Genomic DNA, 19,030 nt, shown 5'->3' with positions numbered 1-19,030 from the left:
AAATTTAACTCTAAAAAATCAGTAAATTTCCGAGTGGCTCTCTTTTTTAAGCCTAATATCTATATAGTCATATAGTTTATTCACTTGATTGTTATAAATTATTCACCTGCGAGGAATTTCATCATATTTAAACTTATGAAGTTTCTATCTTAAGGTCCGCTGAATATTCCACATATATATGTATAAGTATTATCAATTAGATTAATACTTGACATATATATGGAATACTAATAATTTGATTTTGATAATACTAAAAAATTCTTATTTTTATAGCTTTAAAATAATATCCATTTCCTGCAACCTATCCTTAATGAAATTATCTAGAAAATTATTATCTTTAACAGCCAATAATTTAAATGCATCACCAGAAAAATTTCTTAGATTTTCTATACCTTTGCTAATTAGACCCTCAGGGATTTTTTTCCATTGTTTAGCTTGTCCCCATGTTGGTAGTAGATGTTCTAGATCATTCAAATTAAGATGACACTCTTCTGATAATGTGATCCCATAATGTAAATTATCTTTAGCTGCTACAAACAAAAAAGTAACATGAAGATTTTTTTTGCTTCTTAATACACAACCAATAACATTCCTTTTACTTTCTGGATTAATATTACTAAGCTGCTTAAACCATTGTTGGCAATTTTTAAATGTGTAATGTATATCTTGGAATTCAGGAGATATTTCATAATTTCCTGTTTCAATAAATTTATGTTCAAAATATGCAAATAATTTAAAAAGTAAGTCTCCTCTATAATTACTACTGTTAAATTGATTAGAGATTTGCTTAATCGCCTGAAGTTCGTTCGGTGTCATTTCTAATAACATATTTTTTAATTCTTTATTTACAGTTACCAGCTCATTAGTCAACATTCTGAGTAAATTAATATACTGATTAAGAGCTGACTGAAGATTTGTTAGATGATTAAATTGAGACTTAATATCCTCAAGCCATGAAATAATATCTATCTTATAGCTTAAACATCTTAAATTTATATTAATTAACTCATTATTAGTTTGAATTAAATACTTATTATCAACTTTTTTAATATTACCTAATGAAGAAAAACTTGGCTCATTTCCAAATAGCGTTAAATAAATCAATAATGGTTGCTTTTTAGCATAATTTTTACAAAAGTTAAAATATCTTTGTAATTGTTTAGATTGATCGACAGCATAAATTTTATTTTCCAGAATAATTATCTGCTCTTCATTTTCAATCATTAAATCAATCTGGCCATAATCATTAAACCTTTGCTCCTTTTTTGTTTTAATATTACCTCTAATCTTAAAATCTAATTTAAAAAACTCTACAAAACTTTTTAAGAATAAATCTTTTTGCCCATGTGTTCCCTCAGGATCTAATAACTCTTTCAAAATTGGAGTATGGGTGAATACTTCACTATTTGATACTCCACAGATTTTCAATAGATTGAAGTTATTACCATGACTATTGTTTTCTTCTAGAATATTTAGAGTGGACTGAATGATCTGACTAATTTTACTGTTCATTTATCTACTCGAAAAATAAGGGCTGATTACTCAGCCCTTATTTTTAACTCATCTTATCTTAATTTTCAAAGAAAATCAGAGCATTGCTTTTACACTTGGGAAACGCCTTTCGGCTTTTTCCCTCTCGCTTATTAAGTTAATTGAGCAGCAGAGATCTTTTTAGTGTCAACCTTGCTTGCTTCAGATGTATAGTCAGACATCTGGTCAAAGTTCAGATACTTATAAATATCTGCTGCCATGCTATCAATTTGAGAAGCATACTGCTGATATTCTTCCGGTGTAGGAAGTTTACCCAGTACAGCAGCCACAGACGCCAGCTCAGCAGAAGCCAAGTAAACATTTGCACCCTGACCCAGTCGGTTCGGGAAGTTACGGGTAGATGTTGAAACAACAGTAGTATTTGGTGCTACACGTGCCTGGTTACCCATACACAGTGAACAGCCTGGCATTTCAGTACGTGCGCCAGCTTTACCATAAGTGTTGTAGAACCCTTCTTCCATTAACTGACGTTCATCCATACGAGTTGGAGGAGCCAGCCACAGACGAGTAGATAAAGAACCACCAGGTACTTTGTCTAGAAGTTTACCCGCTGCACGGAAGTGACCGATATTGGTCATACAAGAACCGATGAATACTTCATCAATCTTGTCACCTTGTACCTGAGAAAGCAGTTTTGCATCATCTGGATCGTTCGGACAGCAAAGAATAGGTTCTTTGATATCAGCCAGGTCAATTTCATATACTTTAGTATATTCAGCATCAGCATCAGCTTTAAGCAAGCTTGGGTTAGCAAGCCATTTTTCCATGTTTTCAACACGGCGTGCCATAGTACGAGCATCGCCATAACCTTCAGAAATCATCCATTTTAACATGGTGATATTTGAACGAAGGTATTCAGCAACTTTCTCTTCAGAAAGCGTGATCGCACAGCCAGCAGCAGAACGCTCAGCAGAAGCATCGGAAAGTTCAAATGCCTGTTCAACAGTCAGGTCATTTTCCATTTCTGACAGGTCGATCTCAAGAATACGACCAGAAAAAATATTTTTCTTACCTTTCTTCTCGACAGTCAGGTCACCTGCCTGAATTGCATAGTAAGGAATTGCATGTACCAGATCACGCAGGGTGATACCAGGCTGCATTTTGCCTTTAAATTTCACCAGTACAGACTCTGGCATGTCAAGAGGCATTACACCAGTTGCAGCAGCAAATGCTACCAGACCTGAACCCGCCGGGAATGAAATACCGATTGGAAAACGGGTATGTGAGTCACCGCCAGTACCTACAGTATCTGGAAGAAGCATACGGTTTAGCCAAGAGTGGATAATACCGTCACCTGGACGCAGAGAAACACCGCCACGGTTCATGATGAAGTCCGGAAGCGTATGCTGCATCTGTACGTCTACTGGTTTTGGATACGCAGCTGTGTGACAGAAAGACTGCATGACCAGGTCCGCAGAGAAACCTAAACAAGCCAAGTCTTTTAACTCGTCACGAGTCATAGGGCCAGTTGTATCCTGAGAACCTACAGTCGTCATTTTCGGTTCACAGTAAGTACCCGGACGAACACCTTCACCTTCTGGAAGACCACAAGCGCGACCTACCATCTTCTGGGCCAGTGTAAAGCCTTTACCAGTATCTGCTGGCTGTACAGGTGTACGGAACAGTGTAGAAGGACCAAGGCCCAATGCTTCACGTGCTTTCGCTGTCAGGCCACGGCCAATAATCAGGTTGATACGGCCGCCTGCACGTACTTCATCTAGAAGTACTGGAGTTTTCAGTTCAGATTCAGCGATTTGTTCGCCGTTTTTGAACGCAGTAACTTTAGCTTCGTCTTTATTGACTTTAAGAACGATTTCATCGCCCATGTTCATTTCAGAAACATCGATCTCAACTGGTAATGCACCAGCATCTTCCATCGTGTTAAAGAAAATAGGAGCAATTTTACCACCTAAGCACACGCCACCATCTTTTTTGTTTGGAATGTGCGGAATTTCTTCACCAAAGAACCAAAGCACAGAGTTGGTTGCAGACTTACGGCTTGAACCTGTACCAACTACGTCACCTACATACGCAACCTGGTTGCCTTTAGCGATCAGGTCTTTAATCTGGCTTAATGGACCAACTTCACCCTGTTTTTCAGGATTGATACCGTCACGTTCATTCTTCAGCATTGCATTTGCATGTAATGGAATGTCTGGACGGCTCCAGGCATCCTGTGCTGGAGACAGGTCATCAGTGTTGGTTTCACCTGTTACTTTAAATACAGTAATTTTGATTTCTTCAGGAACATCTTTACGGCTAGTAAACCATTCAGCATCTGCCCAAGATTGTAAAACTGCTTTTGCATTTGCATTTCCAGCTTTAGCTTTATCTGCCACGTCATGGAATGCATCAAATACAAGAAGAGTTTTTTTCAGTGCTTCGGCAGCCAGTTCAGCCAGTTCAGCATCATCAAGTAATTCAACTAAAGGGGCTACGTTATAACCGCCGAGCATTGTACCTAACAGGTAAACTGCACGCTCTTTAGAAATTAATGGAGAGGTCGCTTCACCTTTTGCCACGGCAGCCAAGAAAGCAGCTTTTACATAAGCTGCTTGATCAACACCTGCGGGAACTCGGTTTTCAATCAAGTCAACCAGGTATGCTTCTTCACCAGCAGGTGGATTTTTTAACAATTCAACCAGCTCAGCTGTTTGAGTATCGTCAAGTGGCTTCGGTGGGATTCCGAGTGCGGCACGTTCTTCAACGTGTTGGCGGTAAGCTTCTAGCACGGTGTAATTCCTCTTTTTTAAAAAATTACTTGTGAATTCCAGCTTCTTCAAAGCTTCACAAATAATATGGACTGTAAAATTTTACTAAAATTCCCGATAAAAGTTAATGCAAGTAAAGTGTTTCTTTGTGATGCCCATTATTTTATAACTAAATGTTATTCATATAATCTCTCAAGTGTCTTGGATCTTGAGCCTCTGTCTCTACTAAAATTTTGACCGTCGTCAGATGACAGTATAGAAGGTTAAAGTGAAGAAAAATTCTTTTCTCCAATTATCTTTAGTCGGGTTGGCAATTTCTGAAAATTAACTGTGCATTTTGCTTTCAATAAATACATTTAAAGCTAGTTTTATTTTCAAGATTTAATCTAAGCACTACCAAGGAGCCCAAGCATCTTACTTAAAATACTTAGGCTATTTTATAAAGTTAGATATAAGTTATAGTTTTTTATATTGTGGCATCCGGTCATGTGGTGTACTCAGGCACTGTTCATAGGCCTGCTGTTTAAATTTTTCTTGTACATCAAGTTTTGCCTGCTTACCCTCAACTCTTGGCTGAAGATAAGCCTGATCCAGAATTTTAAGAATCATTTCTTTGATTAGTGGATCTTCCACACGGTTAGCATGCTCCAGTGCCCGAGCTTTATCAATCCCAGACTGGCGGTCTAGCATGATTGAACGTGCAGCATTACCTAGACTGGTACAAAAGCCTTGCCACTGCTGCTCAGGCGTTAAAGGGGGTTTCTCGCTACAGGCAGCCAAAAGTAAAGCAGTACCTATTACAATAATTTTCTTCATCTGCACTCTCCTCTTGGCCCGTATCATACCCAACTTCAATGCTATATAGCGAGCATTTAGCCCTCAAAAGCCGAAGCCCTGATCATTTAGAGTTAATCACCATAACTTAAGTACCGGGCATTATAAGGTTGCCAGTACTGTGCTTTCGTTTTGATTAATATATAGATACCAATAGCCGTACCGATGGGAAAACTAAAAAGTAAAATAATACCAAGTAAGCGAGACAGGCGCCGACCATAATCTGTGCCATATTTGACTTCAATTGCGGCTCGGACATGAGCCAGTGCCAGCATAACCAGCAACACTATAAAAGCCAGATTAATATATTTCTTTTCAGGCACCTGCGGAAAATACAGTACAAAAAATAGTAGGATGAAAATAGCTGCGACATACAAAATGGCTACAGCACGATGCATGCGATACACCCCGGGATTTCGTATCACGAGCATACTCATTCTCCTGATTATTCTATTATGGTTTCATTATTGTTCTCATATTAAGTATATAACTTATTTAATGAGTTATTGTACGAAATAGTGGATAAAAATATTTGAAATTTCATTTACTTTTACCGTTTAGAATTTGCAAAAAAACAGGACATTTTCGAAAGAATGTCCTGTTTGTCTATATTTGAAAACAGATTAAAAACGCCAGTTATAAAATAGATCTATAGCACGTTCTAGCGACTGGCTCGCCTCCAGATATAAGCGACGGTTCACCTGGTAACGAACGGTAAGTGTATTAACCGGTGTAAATACCCCAACTCCATAACGGATATAAAGGTCAGGCGTAATATAACCGGTCAGGCTCACTTGAGTATCATCTCCGGTGCCCTGTGCATCTAGCGCCAGACCACTTAAACCAAAAGTACGCCCAATCTGATTGGTAAAGGCACGTGTACCACCCAGCCCCAGACTGATACCCGCTGCTGCAATTGTATTATTTACATCGGATCTAAAGCCTTCTGCATTATTCAGACCAGTTGTACCTTCATTAATTCGCCCGGTAAGTATCGCATTTAATGCTTCCTGCTCAGAAAGTCCAGCATCATTATAAATCTGGATATTTGGACTGGATGCTGTACCCGTCACACGTACCCCGACAGTACTGCCCTGAACATTTTTACTGGCTTCAACATCAAGTGACGGGTTAGATAGAGGACCATTAAAACGTGCAATTGCCCGATTCAAGTCCAGACGCTGGCCATACGCTTCAATTTTTACTTGACGACTCACCCCGATGGCACCATTAGCATTCATTGCAGTCTCCAGACCGCGCTGGGTCAGATAAACCCGGCCCAACAGTGGAATACGACTGTCAAAGCCTTGAAAGATCACCTGATCACCCAGATTGACCTGCACATCGGCACGGATATCCCACGGTCGGGCTGAACGCAGGATTGAAAGCTGATCCTGGCCTTCCTGTACTACACGAACATCTGAAGATACATTTACTACTGGCGCACTGGATTCCGGCATAGAAATAAGCGCGCGTGGCACATCAATCTTACCTTTAAGTGTCAAACGCTTACTCATTGGCAATACGTCTAAAGATACTTCCGGAGTCACTACAGCAGTTACCAGAGGAGCCTGACGGATGAGCAGATTCTCACCCTTCAAACTGAGTTGAATTCTCGGATCATTACGCCAGTCCACACTACCCGTTAAAGAGCCTACTCCACGGCCACTGTTGAAAGCACCATTAATGGTGGCCTGATCTTGACGGATAGCTGAATAAACTTGGATATTGGTCAGATTTACTGGCAGTGAAATCATGCTGATAGCGCCGTCTTTTAAGCGTAGATCTCCATTAAATTCTGGCTGGGTTAAGTAACCACCAATTTTTCCGGCAAGTGATAAAGTACCACTAAGTGAACGCACATCCTGAATAAATGGCTTAAGTACACTGAGCTGAATCCGGTCAAAAGCGACTTCACCACGCATTGGCATCGGGGTCTGATAAGGATTAATAACCACGTTTGCATAACCTGTACCAATTGCTGGGGTGGTTACATCAAGACGTAATTGCAATCCTTCACTGATACTCTTGGCAATTACACTCAGTTCATCATAACGTACAGCCGTCGATACTTCCTGCGGATCTTCCGCAGCCATACCGATTTCACCATTTCGGGTAACCAGCCGCGCATCAATTTTCGGTTTACTTCCTTGCGCCCATGATGCTCTTGCATACCCATTCAGTTTCCCGGTAACTGCCAGACCTTCCGGCATAAATGCAGCAAAATCATTCAAATCAAGATTAGTTGTTACCAGTGAGGCACTGCCTCTGGTTTTACTCACACGCAAAGGTTGATCCAGACATAATCGACTTTGCTGACTGGCCCAGCAATGCTGCCCAACATAAAGTTCAGTACGCGCAGCCGAATAAATTACCGGAGCATTTTGCTGCTGAACCAGATGTGTACGTGTCGAGTTGAAATCCCCTTGCTGTATCTGGCCTAACCAGTCATTTTGTGTATTAAAACCACCTGCCAAACGTACAAAAAAACGAGTATGGCGGTTATTTGCCTCAGCTGTCATCACATGGGCTTTACGGGTACCCGCAATCCGAATCACTCCTTCACGAATTTCTCGGTCACCACGGCGCAGGTTTTCAAGACGTCCAGTCAAAACTGTAGGTGCTGTATCTGAAGATGGCAACTCACCTCGAACCGAGAGCTTGCGTATACTGAACAGATTGTTCAGTGCCAGATTATCCACTACCAGATTTGTAGTCAGTCTTAAGCGGGGTTGAGCCTGTAAATTAACATAGCCATAAGCACGACCACGTAAGCCGCTGTATAGCTCATATAATGCAGGCGCATTAATTTTGATTCTCAGGTTCTGGGCATTACCTGTTGCCTGTACCTGATTTTTACCATATGCCAGAAACAAGTTATTAGCTTCAAACTGCTGAGGCAAAAGACCTTGCTCTCTGGAGTCAATGACTACCGCCAGATTGCCCCGTCCTCGTACAGGCCGGTTATTAATAAATCCTGCAAGATTTAGTTTCTGAAGGTTAATACGTTTTAAAGTATCTGACCAAACCCCTTGTGTCTTGATATTTCCAGACAACTCACCCTTAACGCTAGAAACAAAATAGTGCGGTTTAAACCGGATTAATGAAGCATTCAGGTCCCAGCTTATTCCATTTTTCAAATTAAGCAGACCATTAGCCTGTATTTGTCCGGCTATTCCCTTGTGTTGCAGCTCTTTAATTCGTATAAGTTCTGGTGTACCTGACATGCGTAATTTCAACAAGCCCTTACCTTGGTTAAAGGCATTAAGCGAACCATCGTAATTTACACCAAAACCGCGTAGCCCTCCGCCAGACTTCTCATCCCGGAATAGCAAGGCAATATTACTGTTACCACTGAGCTGCACAGTTTCCTGCTGATTTTGGGCCAGTCGACCAGACAGATTGATATTCTTAAGTTGAATAATCTGCTGGTTTGGCCGTGCATAGCCGCTACCGCTGACTGAACCATTTAATAAATTGACAGGTGCACTGGCAACAACAGTTTGCGGATTAAAGTTCTGGGCTTTTATAAAAGCATTCCAGCTTAACCGACGCTTCTCATGCGGAAGTAAAACTTTGGCATGCCCACTCAGACCACCTTGAGCTGCCTTATAGCTGAACGCAGGTACATTGAGAATATTATTTTTCAGATTGAGTTGAGCATTATATTGACCCGGTGGCAACATACCTTCTTCATTACGGCGGACTACTGTTGCCACATGGATATTCTGCTGACCTTCGACCAAGGCTAGATTAACGCGGCCGGATTCACTGCTTAACCAGCCCACATAAGGTACGGCACGATCAATATTATTCCAGCGCACATCCAGCAACATAGGTTGTGGACGCCCTGTCTCCCCAGCCTTTTGGTCCAGTTTCAAATTCCAGGTTTCATAACGGTCAAAGTCTATAAGACCAGTAGCATGCAACCCGTTTTCCAGTGTACCGCTAGAAGCAAGATTTGCATCTAAAGAGGGTGGCAAGAAATCTCGTACGGCTTGAGGCAAAATTTTATTATCTGGATTAAGGCGGTCTGCACGGCCTTTTAAATCCCAAGTTACCTGTTCGTCCCAACCGACTCTGCCTGCCAGATTAATTGAACCGCCCATTAGCTGGCCATTTAAATTGGTAATATTAAGCTGATTGACTAAGTCAGTATTCATCAAGGCATTATATTGACCTTTAGGAATATCTTTACCGCTCAGATCGGTATTTATATCTAGATCAAGCTGTTTAATATCTCCATTAAACTTTGCTACGCCTTTTTCACTGAACAGTTTCTGCTCGGTCATTAAAGGCCAGTGATAATTATTCAACTGTAGCTCACCAAACATAGGCACATGTTCACGTACCGGATGCAAGACCACCCAGCCAGTAAGCAAATCTGGAGTATTAGTGGCCACACCCGCCTGAATACTATCCAGACTGCCCTTAGCTACTATTTTAATATCATGAATATTAAGGTTATTTCTTAAAGCGGGAATATTCAAATCGCCAATGGCATTTAATGGATAATTACCTGAAAAGATAATCCGGCCTGTTGCATTGCGCAGACTTAAATAGCCCATATCCATACGTGAACGCTCGAAGTTCAGCTCAGTACCTGACCAAAGAGCATCATTTAATTCAATATTATAAAAATCCACTGCAGAGGTGGTGGTTTTAATCAGTAAATGGTCAACTGTTCCATTATCTACCCGAAGTACAAAAGGAAGTTTAATATCTTTAAATTCAAATGGTTTACCATCAGAAGGTTTATTATTAATCACCTGTAAATTACGCACGTCGGCATAATTCAAATGCAGTTCTTTTTGCAGTATTGCCCGCCATCCCAAAGTAATCTCGGCGCGGTCAATTTTTACATCGACCTGTTTCACCTTAACCAGAATATTACGCAGTGTAATGCCGCGCAGTAAGTTCCCACCTTCATATTCATATACAATAAAGGTCTGTCGCTCCAGCACCCGGTCCAGTAAAAATTTACTGCCGCGGTCTGTAGAAAACATAATCCCCAATGCGGATGCCAAAAGCAGTATCACAATCAATAAAGCAAAAAGTGCACTACGAATTACACGTTTACGATGATTTTTTTTAGGTGCTGGAGCGGGTGAATTTACCCGCTGTTCTGCATCAGCCATAATATTCCCGAGAAAATTTTATATATTTATTAAAGTTGTGGGCCAATAAAAAAATGTAACCGGATAGGTATATTATCATCTGAAAGCCCTGCGGCGACATCCAGACGTATCGGTCCTACCGGTGAACTCCAGCGGATACCCAAACCGGCGCTATAAGCGGTCGGTGTATTAAAATCTTTATCATAAGCATTGCCAGCATCAGCAAATACTGCTGCTCTCCAGCCATCTTTAAATTGATAATTATATTCTAGCGATGTCGTTGCTAAAGCCTGGCCACCTACTTTATAACCAAACACTTCTGGTGACAGGCTCTTGTAATCAAAGCCCCGAATGCTCTGGTCACCGCCGGTAAAGTACCGAATATTATAGGGAACCTGATCAAAATCTTCTGTAAAAATATAACCAACATCAGCACGCCCCACGAACTGATGATCATTATTTTCACCTAGCGAATAAATAAAGCGCCAGCCAGCATTAACCAGTGCCATATCAGCATCAGAAAGTAAGGTTTTACTACCCAGTTCCACTTTATAGGTTTGTCTAAAACCACGAGTTGGATTTACCCGTGCATCGCTGTCAAGACGTGAGGTTTCATAGCCAAATAGTAAAGACTGCTGTTCAGGATTTGAACCGGGGATCTGGAATGCATCTGGTATGCTGTCTGATACGATATTTCCACGCTGGTTCAGCCGGTCTAAACGGTAACGGGCCCCAAAAGTATGTTGCCACTGGCCTCGCGGATTTTTGATAATCCGGTCTATGCCTGCAACTGCTGACTCAATATCCAGATTAAGGCCTTTACCGACATCTTCCCGCTCTTCACGCTCATATCCACCAACCAGGTTAATATAATCGTCAGTTGGATGGTTATATGGAATCGTATAACGGCCATCAAGCGCCTGACGGATTTTAGATACTTCCAGATTACTGTCAAAAGCATGACCACGCCGATTCACGATGGCACGACGATACTGGGTACGCAGGCGCGCGCCTGTGTCACTACCATAACCAATACCAGTTTCAACACTATTTAAACTATCGGCATTTAAAGTAATGAGAACCGGAATGCTTCTTTCTGCACGGGCCTGCTCACGTAACTGTTCCTGCTGTGCTTCCCGCTCATCCTGGACCTGCTGTTGCTCGCGGGCCAGTGAGACTTGTTGTATATCTGGCTGTGTGCCGGCAAACTGTTTTTCATCGACTACGTTCTGGGTAACTTCCTGCGCAGAAGTACTTTTATTACGTTGCTGATCCTGTGTTAATGTCTGTTCAGAAATTTGCTGCTGGTCAAGCAGGGTCTGTATATCTGGCGGAAGTTCGAGCGGTTTTTCTATCGGATCCGGCTTTACTGCATCGACCAAGGTATAGTTAAAATAGCGCGCATTGGTGAGGTTGTTTGCCAGCGTGTTAATACGCCAAGAAGTATAGTCATCACCTTCTTTCCAGGGAACCATACTCTGTAAGATATCATCATCCAGCGGAAAGGGTTTGGAAGGATCACTCATCTGGAATACAGGTTTCTTCAGGCTATATCGGTCACCAGTTTCATAACGCAAATTGATTTCTGCCGTATTCTGCGGCTGACTGATTTTGACATCATGCAGGCGCCAGTAAGCATCGAAATAACCGTTATTGCTAGCTGCATCAGTGATACGGCGTTTGGTCTCTTCATAAAGTCCATGATGAAAAATATCACCAACGTCCTGATCGGGAATAAGCTCGATAACCTGAAATTGTGGCTGTTCACTACCTTCCCCAGAAATTTCAATATCCTGCTCGGTAATACGTACCGGCTCATTCGGCTGGACATATACCCGTACCCGGCTATCACTTACTTTTTCAAAGCGAAAGGTCGAGTTATAGTAACCCACCGCCTGCGCAGCCTGATTTGAGAGACTGCGTAATTGTGGTAAAGCACTATTAAAGTCCTCAAATGACTCTTGGGTAAAACTGGAAAGTTTTCCTCGTATATTGGCAGCCAGCTCTGGAGGAGCACCCTCAACAGTCGCGGTAATCCGTGGCACTGTTTCTGCTGTACTCATATCTCGTGGCGGACGAATCCGGTACAAGGCTCGTTTGAAGATATTCGGTTTTTCAGCATCTTTAGGCGTAGTTTTTCCGGTATCCAGTGCAGATAATGTACGACCTGATTCGTTGATTTCTGCTACAATTGCACGATCTGACTGAATTTGCTGCATTAACTGGTCAACATTTACAGGTGCCTGGTTAATGGCCGTCAGCTCCTGCTGGCTTGCCTCAGGAATAGCCGTTTCCGGAGCACGGTTTAAACCTGCACGAAATGCTTGAGCCTCTGATTTTGCCTCTTCTGCGACACGGTAAATTTCATTGGCCATACTCTGGTCAATCTGCTCGACCGGATACTCTTCAAGATCTTCAAACTCTATGGGTTTAAAGGCTGATTTAGTATCCTGATCTGTCTGCTGCTCCAGCAATCTTAAGCTGTCCTGATTTACGCTCCGATCCTGCGTTATTTCTTCTTTCTTTTCTTCAACTACTTTTTGTAATTCTTGTTCTGTCATGGAAGGTGCAGCGGCTATCTCATCCTGATCATCTTCAGGCTGGCCTTTTGCCTCACTACGACTGGTTAATACTGGCTTGGATTCTGGCCGGTAAGTCGGGATAGGTTCCTCTTGTGCATAGACAGAGGCAGTAAATATACTTAAAAATACATTTGTATAGACCAGTTTATTGATATGATTTATTTTCAGTATACGGTGTATTGACCGGGTCAGAGCTGACTGTTTAAAGTTAATTTTTGCAGGCATGTAAAACTCTAAATTTATTTTAGTGGAAAAATTTCCTAATAAATAAACCGGAAATCAGGCAAAACAGTTCGTTTTTCATGGCTCAACGGTTAAAAATATCATACATGAAATTACTTAGAGTTTTACTATTTACACACATTTCTTAATAAAACTAATGAAGTTTATTGCCCATGGAAAAACCAGAACATCTTCTTCACTCGCGCCGCTTTCTGCCGATGTTTTTAACTCAATTTTTCGGGGCCCTTAATGATAATATTTATAAACAGGGATTATTATTAGTTATTACTTATGGGTGGATTCACCAGCAAGGTGTGCCGGTCAGTACCCTAAATAATTTAGCTGCCCTGTTATTTATTTTGCCTTACTTTATTTTTTCAGCAACTGCCGGACAAATTGCAGATCGTTATGAACGCTCACGCCTGGTTCGTATGATTAAAATTCTCGAGATTATGATCATGCTAATTGGCAGTGCAGGCTTTCTGATGGGTAACCTATGGTTATTGTTGCTTGCACTATTTATGATGGGCACTCACTCGACCTTTTTTGGTCCAATTAAGTACGCGATTCTGCCTGAAATCTTAAAACCACAAGAGTTAATGTCTGGTAATGCCCTGTTTCAGTCCGGCACCTCTATCGCGATTTTAATGGGCATGATTTTAGGCGGCGCCGTAATCTCAATTTCTCAAGGCAATCTATTTTGGATCAGCCTGACAGTAGTAGTTATTGCTTGCTTAGGCTATTTAACCAGCCGTTTTATTTTACCTCAAAAAGTATCTGCCCCTGATCTCCAGATTGACTGGAATTTTTTTAGAACCAGTTTCCAAACAATTCAATATGCTAAAAGTCTGCCATTAATTTTTACTATTTTGCTTGGCAACTCATGGTACTGGTTTTATGGTGCTACTTACCTGACCCAAATTCCTCAGCTTACCCAGCAAAATCTGCACGCTTCTGAAAATGTGGTCAGCCTGTTATTAACCTTTTTCTCTGTAGGCATTGGAGTCGGTTCGTTACTGTGCCGCAAGATTGGTGGTGGTGAGGTCAATATCAAAATGGTGCCTGTGGGCGCAGTAGGTCTGACTATATTTGCACTTTATCTTGCTGGCAGCTTGATGTTTGTACCCGAACGTACTGGTGAAATGCTGAGTTTGAGTGATTTTTTCCATCAGGGCTGGGTTTATTATCATGTCATGCTGGCAGTCACTTTACTGGGTATCAGTGGCGGTTTTTATATTGTTCCACTGTATGCCATGATGCAGGCTTATTCACCTCGCTCACACCGGGCACGGGTGGTCGCAGCAAATAACATATTAAATGCTGTTTTTATGGTAAGTTCCGCCATCTTTTCTATTTTAATCTTAAGCATACTTAAAATTGATATTAAAATACTTTTTGTCATCACTGCGGTACTGAGTGCTATTTTTACCATTTGGCTGTTGATCAGGCTAAAACCGATGCTTGAAAATACTCAAAACTCCCTGGAGGATTAACCATGCGTCATTACACCGGTATGGACCGTCTTATTCAATCTTTTGATCAGGCCCTAAGAAGTCTGGTTCCGGGCGCAACTACAGCCCAACGTGATAATCCCGCCCATAGTTCTGATACCCATCTGACTGTAAGTGATGCCCGCCATGTAGCTGGTCTAATGCGTGTGAATCACAGTGGTGAGGTATGTGCCCAAGCGCTTTATCATGGTCAGGCACTGACTGCCAAGCTGCCAAATGTGCGCCGGGAAATGGAACAGGCGGCCATTGAGGAACAGGATCATCTTGCTTGGTGTGAAGACCGTTTAAAGGAACTTGATAGCCACACCAGCCTGCTTAATCCGGTCTGGTACAGCCTTTCATTTGGTATGGGCGCACTTGCCGGTATTGCAGGTGATAAATATAGTCTGGGCTTTGTTGCCGAAACTGAACGTCAGGTCAGTCTACATCTGGAAGATCATCTTCGCCAGTTACCGGCCCAAGATGACCGTTCACGAAAAATTCTGGAACAGATGAACGAAGATGAATTGCATCACCGGGATACTGCATTGAATGCCGGAGGGGTTGATCTGCCTTATCCAGTCCGGATGACCATGACAGCAATTTCTAAACTGATGACTAAAACCAGTTACTACATTTAATGCTTTGTCCTTTAGTTTTAAATCACAGGAATATTTAGTCTTCTGATATATAAAACTACTTTAATCCAGCATATCGATATTCCAGCAGGGATACGGATGCTGGATTTTTTGTGGCTGTAATTTTACCCCGACATCCTGCAGTGGAATTCTGACATCCAGCGGCAGAGGCATCTTTCTAGAATTAAAGTTTAACTGTTGCAAGTTATTCCCCCATGCAATTACATCTACATCGAGAGTAATACAATGAGAAGGCCGGATACGCCCGGCCTGCTGTTCCAGCTCTTTGCTCCATTGCTGCATCTGCTTCGTACTTAACTGGCTTTCAAGCAGACAGGCAGCATTCCAGTAATCTGCACCAATACTATCCCGACAGGGAATCAGATAAACTTTAGACCAGTGAACCCGTCCTAACTGTGCCAGTGCGGAACGTGCAAACTGGAAATATTGATGAGGCTGTTGATTACTGGCCAGAGCCAGTAGATAGCATGTTACGGTGGCGTTCAAGACGAATTCCTACAGAATTTGCTTGCGCGATAATGGCAGGCTTGCGGACCGTAATAATAATAGATTCAATACTAAAAAAGGTAGTAAAAAGTTTTTCAATTACTAACTGCGCCGCATGTTCAATCAGTTTTGGTTGTGCCTGCTTGATGACCTGTGTAGTCAGCTCACAGATTTCAGCATAATTAAGTGTATCTTGCAGCTCATCACTGGCTGCTGAACGGCTCAGGTCATTGTGGATCGTGAGATCCACCAGTAAAGGCTGGGTAATCTGGCGCTCCCAGTTAAAGCAACCGATGACGCTTTCGACCTTTAATCCCTCAATGATAATTGCATCCATAATGACCTGACTTATTTAATTAATGTTTAAGCAATAAATTCGGATCCATATTCTGCACCATTTGCAGACGCTGGTCCGCATAAATATCAGTATATGGCGCCAGAACACGCATAAAACGGTCGAAATATAGCATCTGCTTGAATAGTAGTGCAAAATCACGCGGGAACCGAATACCGTGCCGCTCACCAACAGCCACCATATCCATCATGATGTCATTTAAGTCTGCCGGGTTAGAAGACAGTATTTCTTGTGGGTCTGCCAGTAAGACCCCGCTAAATAAACGCTCTAGATCCGCTGCTAAAACCTGTACATCAATTTGCTGGTCAGTCATGCCCATATTTAGCATATTCTCTGCCATTGCCTGATAATTGGTATGCTGCAACGCATCCATAAAAGCAATACAGGCTGTCCAGACTTCAGGTTTTAACTGTCCGACTATACCAAAATCAATAAAACCTACCCGGCCATCTTCTAGCAGCATCAGATTACCTGCATGCAAGTCAGCATGGAAACTCTTACAGAGCATCAAACTGCCAAACCAGGTATTCATAGCTGTAATCAGCACTTGTGACGGGTCTTTAGCATACTTTTTCACCACCTCAAAATCAGTCAGAGGTACGCCATACAGACGCTGCATAGTCAATACACGGCGGGTAGAATACTGATGATAAACCTTTGGTGCTGTAGCAGCCTGATTTTGGCTGATTTTCAAATACTCAATAAAATCATCGAGGTTTTGTGCTTCTTCAATAAAGTCAACTTCACGTACCATACGTGTCTTGATCTCATCAACAATATCAGCCAGTGAAGCAAACTTGACCTTGGGTACGACTTTTTCCAAAAGTTTGGTGGCCCAGTGTAAAACATTCAGATCAGTATACAAAATGGTTTCCACACCGGGCTTTTGTACTTTGATCACCACATCTTCACCACTTTTAAGTTTGGCGGCATGAACCTGTGCTATAGACGCAGATGCCAGTGGTGTCTCATCAATTGAAGCAAAAATTTCAGACAAGTCACGATCTGCAAATTCTGAAGCCAGAACCTGTTGAATATAAGAAAAAGGCAAAGTAGGGGTCTGATCCAGACAACCCTGAAATTCTTCAACAAATTCACGTGGAAAAAGTGAAGGTGTACTGGCAATAAACTGGCCAAGTTTAATATAGGTAGAACCCAAGGATTCAAAAGTTTCACGCATCATTTTAGCATTATTGGGCTTTTCAGCCGCGGTGGCATATTTAATGCCTGTCTTGGCTGCGATTACTGCAGTTTCACCTATACGGGCTACAGACCGCATGCTTTCAAACCATATATTTTTTTTCATAGCTTATAAATACAAGAATAATGAGAGAGATTTTAACAAATACACCCTAGTTTAAAGGGCTTTTTGCTCGACAGGCTGAACAATTTGTATCGTTTTCAAATTTAAGTATACGTTGTTTCATACTCAAACCATCCCAGAGTAAAAGTTTTTCTCGTAATGGTAAAAGATTTAAACCTAAATATAATAAAGCATGATGCGCTTGTAATGACGCCATCATTACCGGTGTAGTGGCCAAGACTCCCGAATCAGCACAGCGCAAACTTTCATCCGTATGCTGGCCTTTAGGAAAAATACATTCATAACAGGCAGAGTTACCTTCTACCATAAAAAGCTGGCCTTGAAAGCCAATGGCTGAAGCACTCAATAAAGGAACCTGTTGTATATAACACACTTGGTTTACCAGATAGCGAGTAGAGAAATTATCGCATCCGTCCAGAACCAAGTCCTGTCTGGCAATTAAATCAACTATATTTTCTGCATCAAGCCGTTGATTAACATGTTCTACCAGAATATAGGGATTGATCTCTTTTAAACGTTTCGCCAGTATTTCAGCCTTATAAAAACCGACATCTTGTGGCAAAAAAGCAGTCTGTCGCTGCAAATTACTGATTTCCACGGTGTCAGCATCAATTACGGTAATTTTACCTACGCCTGCCCGTGCCAGCAACTCGGCAGAGGTGCAACCGATCCCGCCTGCCCCAACAATCAAGACATTTGCCAGCTTGAGTTTTTCCTGCGCGTCAATATCCCAGCCATCGAGTAAAATCTGGCGGCTGTACAAGTGCATTTCATTATCACTCAGTTCCTGACAGTTATCTTGTTTTATCACCTTACATTTCCCTGACTGCTCTGCGGCGTGTGTAATTCTATCCTGAATCTTTCATAGTTTTAACTGCTGATTTTATAGTAAAGCTATAACAGCTCCCAGAATATAGATCGTTATGTTAACCATAATTTCCCCATCTAAAAGCTTCTCAGACTCTAGTTATGTACTTTCTGTTTATTGATGAGTTCTTTCATTGTTGAAATGTATAAGTTAAGTGAGACAACGACTTATTTTCCTAAAAATCGTTTTAATCTGAACAGGTTCTCAAGATTAAATCATTTAAATTAAAGAAAACCTTAACATTAGGAGAATCGTTATGACAGAACATGAAAATCGTGAAAAATTATGGGAACTTATTAAAGATGTACGTTTTGCAATGATCAGTCATCAGACTGAAACTCATGAAATTCATGCTCAGCCAATGACTATGCTGAACTCAGAACGTATGGATGAAGACCAGAATGTCTATTTTATTTTAAAAGATACCAATGATATTGTGCAGGCAGTTGAGGCAGGCCGTAATCAGCTTGGATTGGCTTTTTCCAAACCCTCTGATGATATTTATGTATCCATCAGTGCACACGGAGAAATCAGTACAGATCGCGCTTTAATTGATAAGTTATGGAACCCATGGGCAGAAAACTGGTTTGATGGCAAGGATGACCCAAGTGTGCGTGTACTTGTTGCCAAGGCAGTTAGTGCAGAATACTGGAATGTCACTGACAATAAGGTTACACATCTTTTAAAAGTCTTAAAAGGTAACATTACCGGTAAGACAGAGGAGCCTGACTCTGAACATAAGCGTCTTGACCTGTAACCATGTAGAGCATTGAGAATACAAAATTTAATCAGTCTCAATGTATAAAAAGCACCTGAATAGGTGCTTTTTTA

13 protein-coding genes are annotated in these 19,030 nt (G+C 41.5%); 3 read left to right on the top strand and 10 right to left on the bottom strand.

The features are described from left to right. Positions 1 to 267: 267 nt before the first annotated feature. The 6 genes from ABZP31_RS05340 to ABZP31_RS05315 all read right to left on the bottom strand — a co-directional run bounded on the left by ABZP31_RS05340 (position 268) and on the right by ABZP31_RS05315 (position 13,020). Entirely contained in the window at positions 268 to 1,512 is a 1,245-nt protein-coding gene (locus ABZP31_RS05340; RefSeq protein WP_367156930.1) for a PD-(D/E)XK nuclease family protein, read from the bottom strand. Between the two features lie 131 nt (positions 1,513 to 1,643). Continuing rightward, positions 1,644 to 4,283: a bifunctional aconitate hydratase 2/2-methylisocitrate dehydratase gene (locus ABZP31_RS05335; RefSeq protein ID WP_005014764.1), complete on the bottom strand. Its 2,640-nt coding sequence runs from the start codon at positions 4,281 to 4,283 to the stop codon at positions 1,644 to 1,646. 435 nt (positions 4,284 to 4,718) lie between these two features. Then, entirely contained in the window at positions 4,719 to 5,078 is a 360-nt protein-coding gene (locus ABZP31_RS05330) for a hypothetical protein (RefSeq protein ID WP_005025514.1), read from the bottom strand. 92 nt (positions 5,079 to 5,170) lie between these two features. Further along, complete coding sequence (locus ABZP31_RS05325; RefSeq protein ID WP_005025512.1) at positions 5,171 to 5,527, bottom strand: hypothetical protein; 357 nt, start codon at positions 5,525 to 5,527, stop codon at positions 5,171 to 5,173. Between the two features lie 192 nt (positions 5,528 to 5,719). Then, positions 5,720 to 10,234 (bottom strand): translocation/assembly module TamB domain-containing protein, encoded by a 4,515-nt coding sequence (locus ABZP31_RS05320; RefSeq protein ID WP_005025509.1) that lies wholly within the window; start codon positions 10,232 to 10,234, stop codon positions 5,720 to 5,722. A 29-nt stretch (positions 10,235 to 10,263) separates the two neighbouring features. After that, the gene (locus tag ABZP31_RS05315) at positions 10,264 to 13,020 is read right to left on the bottom strand and encodes an autotransporter assembly complex family protein (protein WP_005025506.1); all 2,757 of its coding nucleotides are present in this window, start codon (positions 13,018 to 13,020) and stop codon (positions 10,264 to 10,266) included. Between the two features lie 170 nt (positions 13,021 to 13,190). On the opposite strand from ABZP31_RS05315, the gene ABZP31_RS05310 reads away from it, so the two are divergent. After that, a complete protein-coding gene (locus tag ABZP31_RS05310; protein WP_005025504.1) occupies positions 13,191 to 14,510 on the top strand; it encodes an MFS transporter in 1,320 nt (439 codons plus the stop codon). A gap of 2 nt (positions 14,511 to 14,512) precedes the next feature. Continuing rightward, positions 14,513 to 15,148, top strand: coding sequence for a 2-polyprenyl-3-methyl-6-methoxy-1,4-benzoquinone monooxygenase (gene coq7, locus ABZP31_RS05305; protein WP_005025502.1), 636 nt, complete (start codon positions 14,513 to 14,515; stop codon positions 15,146 to 15,148). 60 nt (positions 15,149 to 15,208) lie between these two features. On the opposite strand, the gene ABZP31_RS05300 is transcribed toward coq7, so the two are convergent. From ABZP31_RS05300 to ABZP31_RS05285, 4 genes are read right to left on the bottom strand one after another with little or no spacing between them, the layout of a single operon-like run. Continuing rightward, entirely contained in the window at positions 15,209 to 15,652 is a 444-nt protein-coding gene (locus tag ABZP31_RS05300; RefSeq protein WP_248087608.1) for a 2-amino-4-hydroxy-6-hydroxymethyldihydropteridine diphosphokinase, read from the bottom strand. Then, positions 15,609 to 15,989, bottom strand: coding sequence for a dihydroneopterin aldolase (gene folB / locus ABZP31_RS05295; RefSeq protein WP_005025498.1), 381 nt, complete (start codon positions 15,987 to 15,989; stop codon positions 15,609 to 15,611). The genes ABZP31_RS05300 and folB overlap by 44 nt, the downstream gene beginning before the upstream one ends. A gap of 19 nt (positions 15,990 to 16,008) precedes the next feature. Beyond that, on the bottom strand, positions 16,009 to 17,313 hold the full coding sequence (locus ABZP31_RS05290) for an AarF/UbiB family protein (protein ID WP_005014783.1): 1,305 nt from the start codon (positions 17,311 to 17,313) through the stop codon (positions 16,009 to 16,011). Between the two features lie 46 nt (positions 17,314 to 17,359). Next, positions 17,360 to 18,100, bottom strand: coding sequence for a HesA/MoeB/ThiF family protein (locus tag ABZP31_RS05285; RefSeq protein WP_005025496.1), 741 nt, complete (start codon positions 18,098 to 18,100; stop codon positions 17,360 to 17,362). Positions 18,101 to 18,455: 355 nt separating this feature from the next. Between ABZP31_RS05285 and ABZP31_RS05280 the strand changes: the two genes are divergently transcribed. After that, positions 18,456 to 18,956 (top strand): pyridoxamine 5'-phosphate oxidase family protein, encoded by a 501-nt coding sequence (locus ABZP31_RS05280; RefSeq protein ID WP_005014787.1) that lies wholly within the window; start codon positions 18,456 to 18,458, stop codon positions 18,954 to 18,956. Positions 18,957 to 19,030: the final 74 nt, after the last annotated feature.

This window comes from Acinetobacter sp. FL, from assembly GCF_040744925.1.
Taxonomy (GTDB): domain Bacteria; phylum Pseudomonadota; class Gammaproteobacteria; order Pseudomonadales; family Moraxellaceae; genus Acinetobacter; species Acinetobacter radioresistens.
This window is presented reverse-complemented; position numbering and strand designations above follow the sequence as displayed.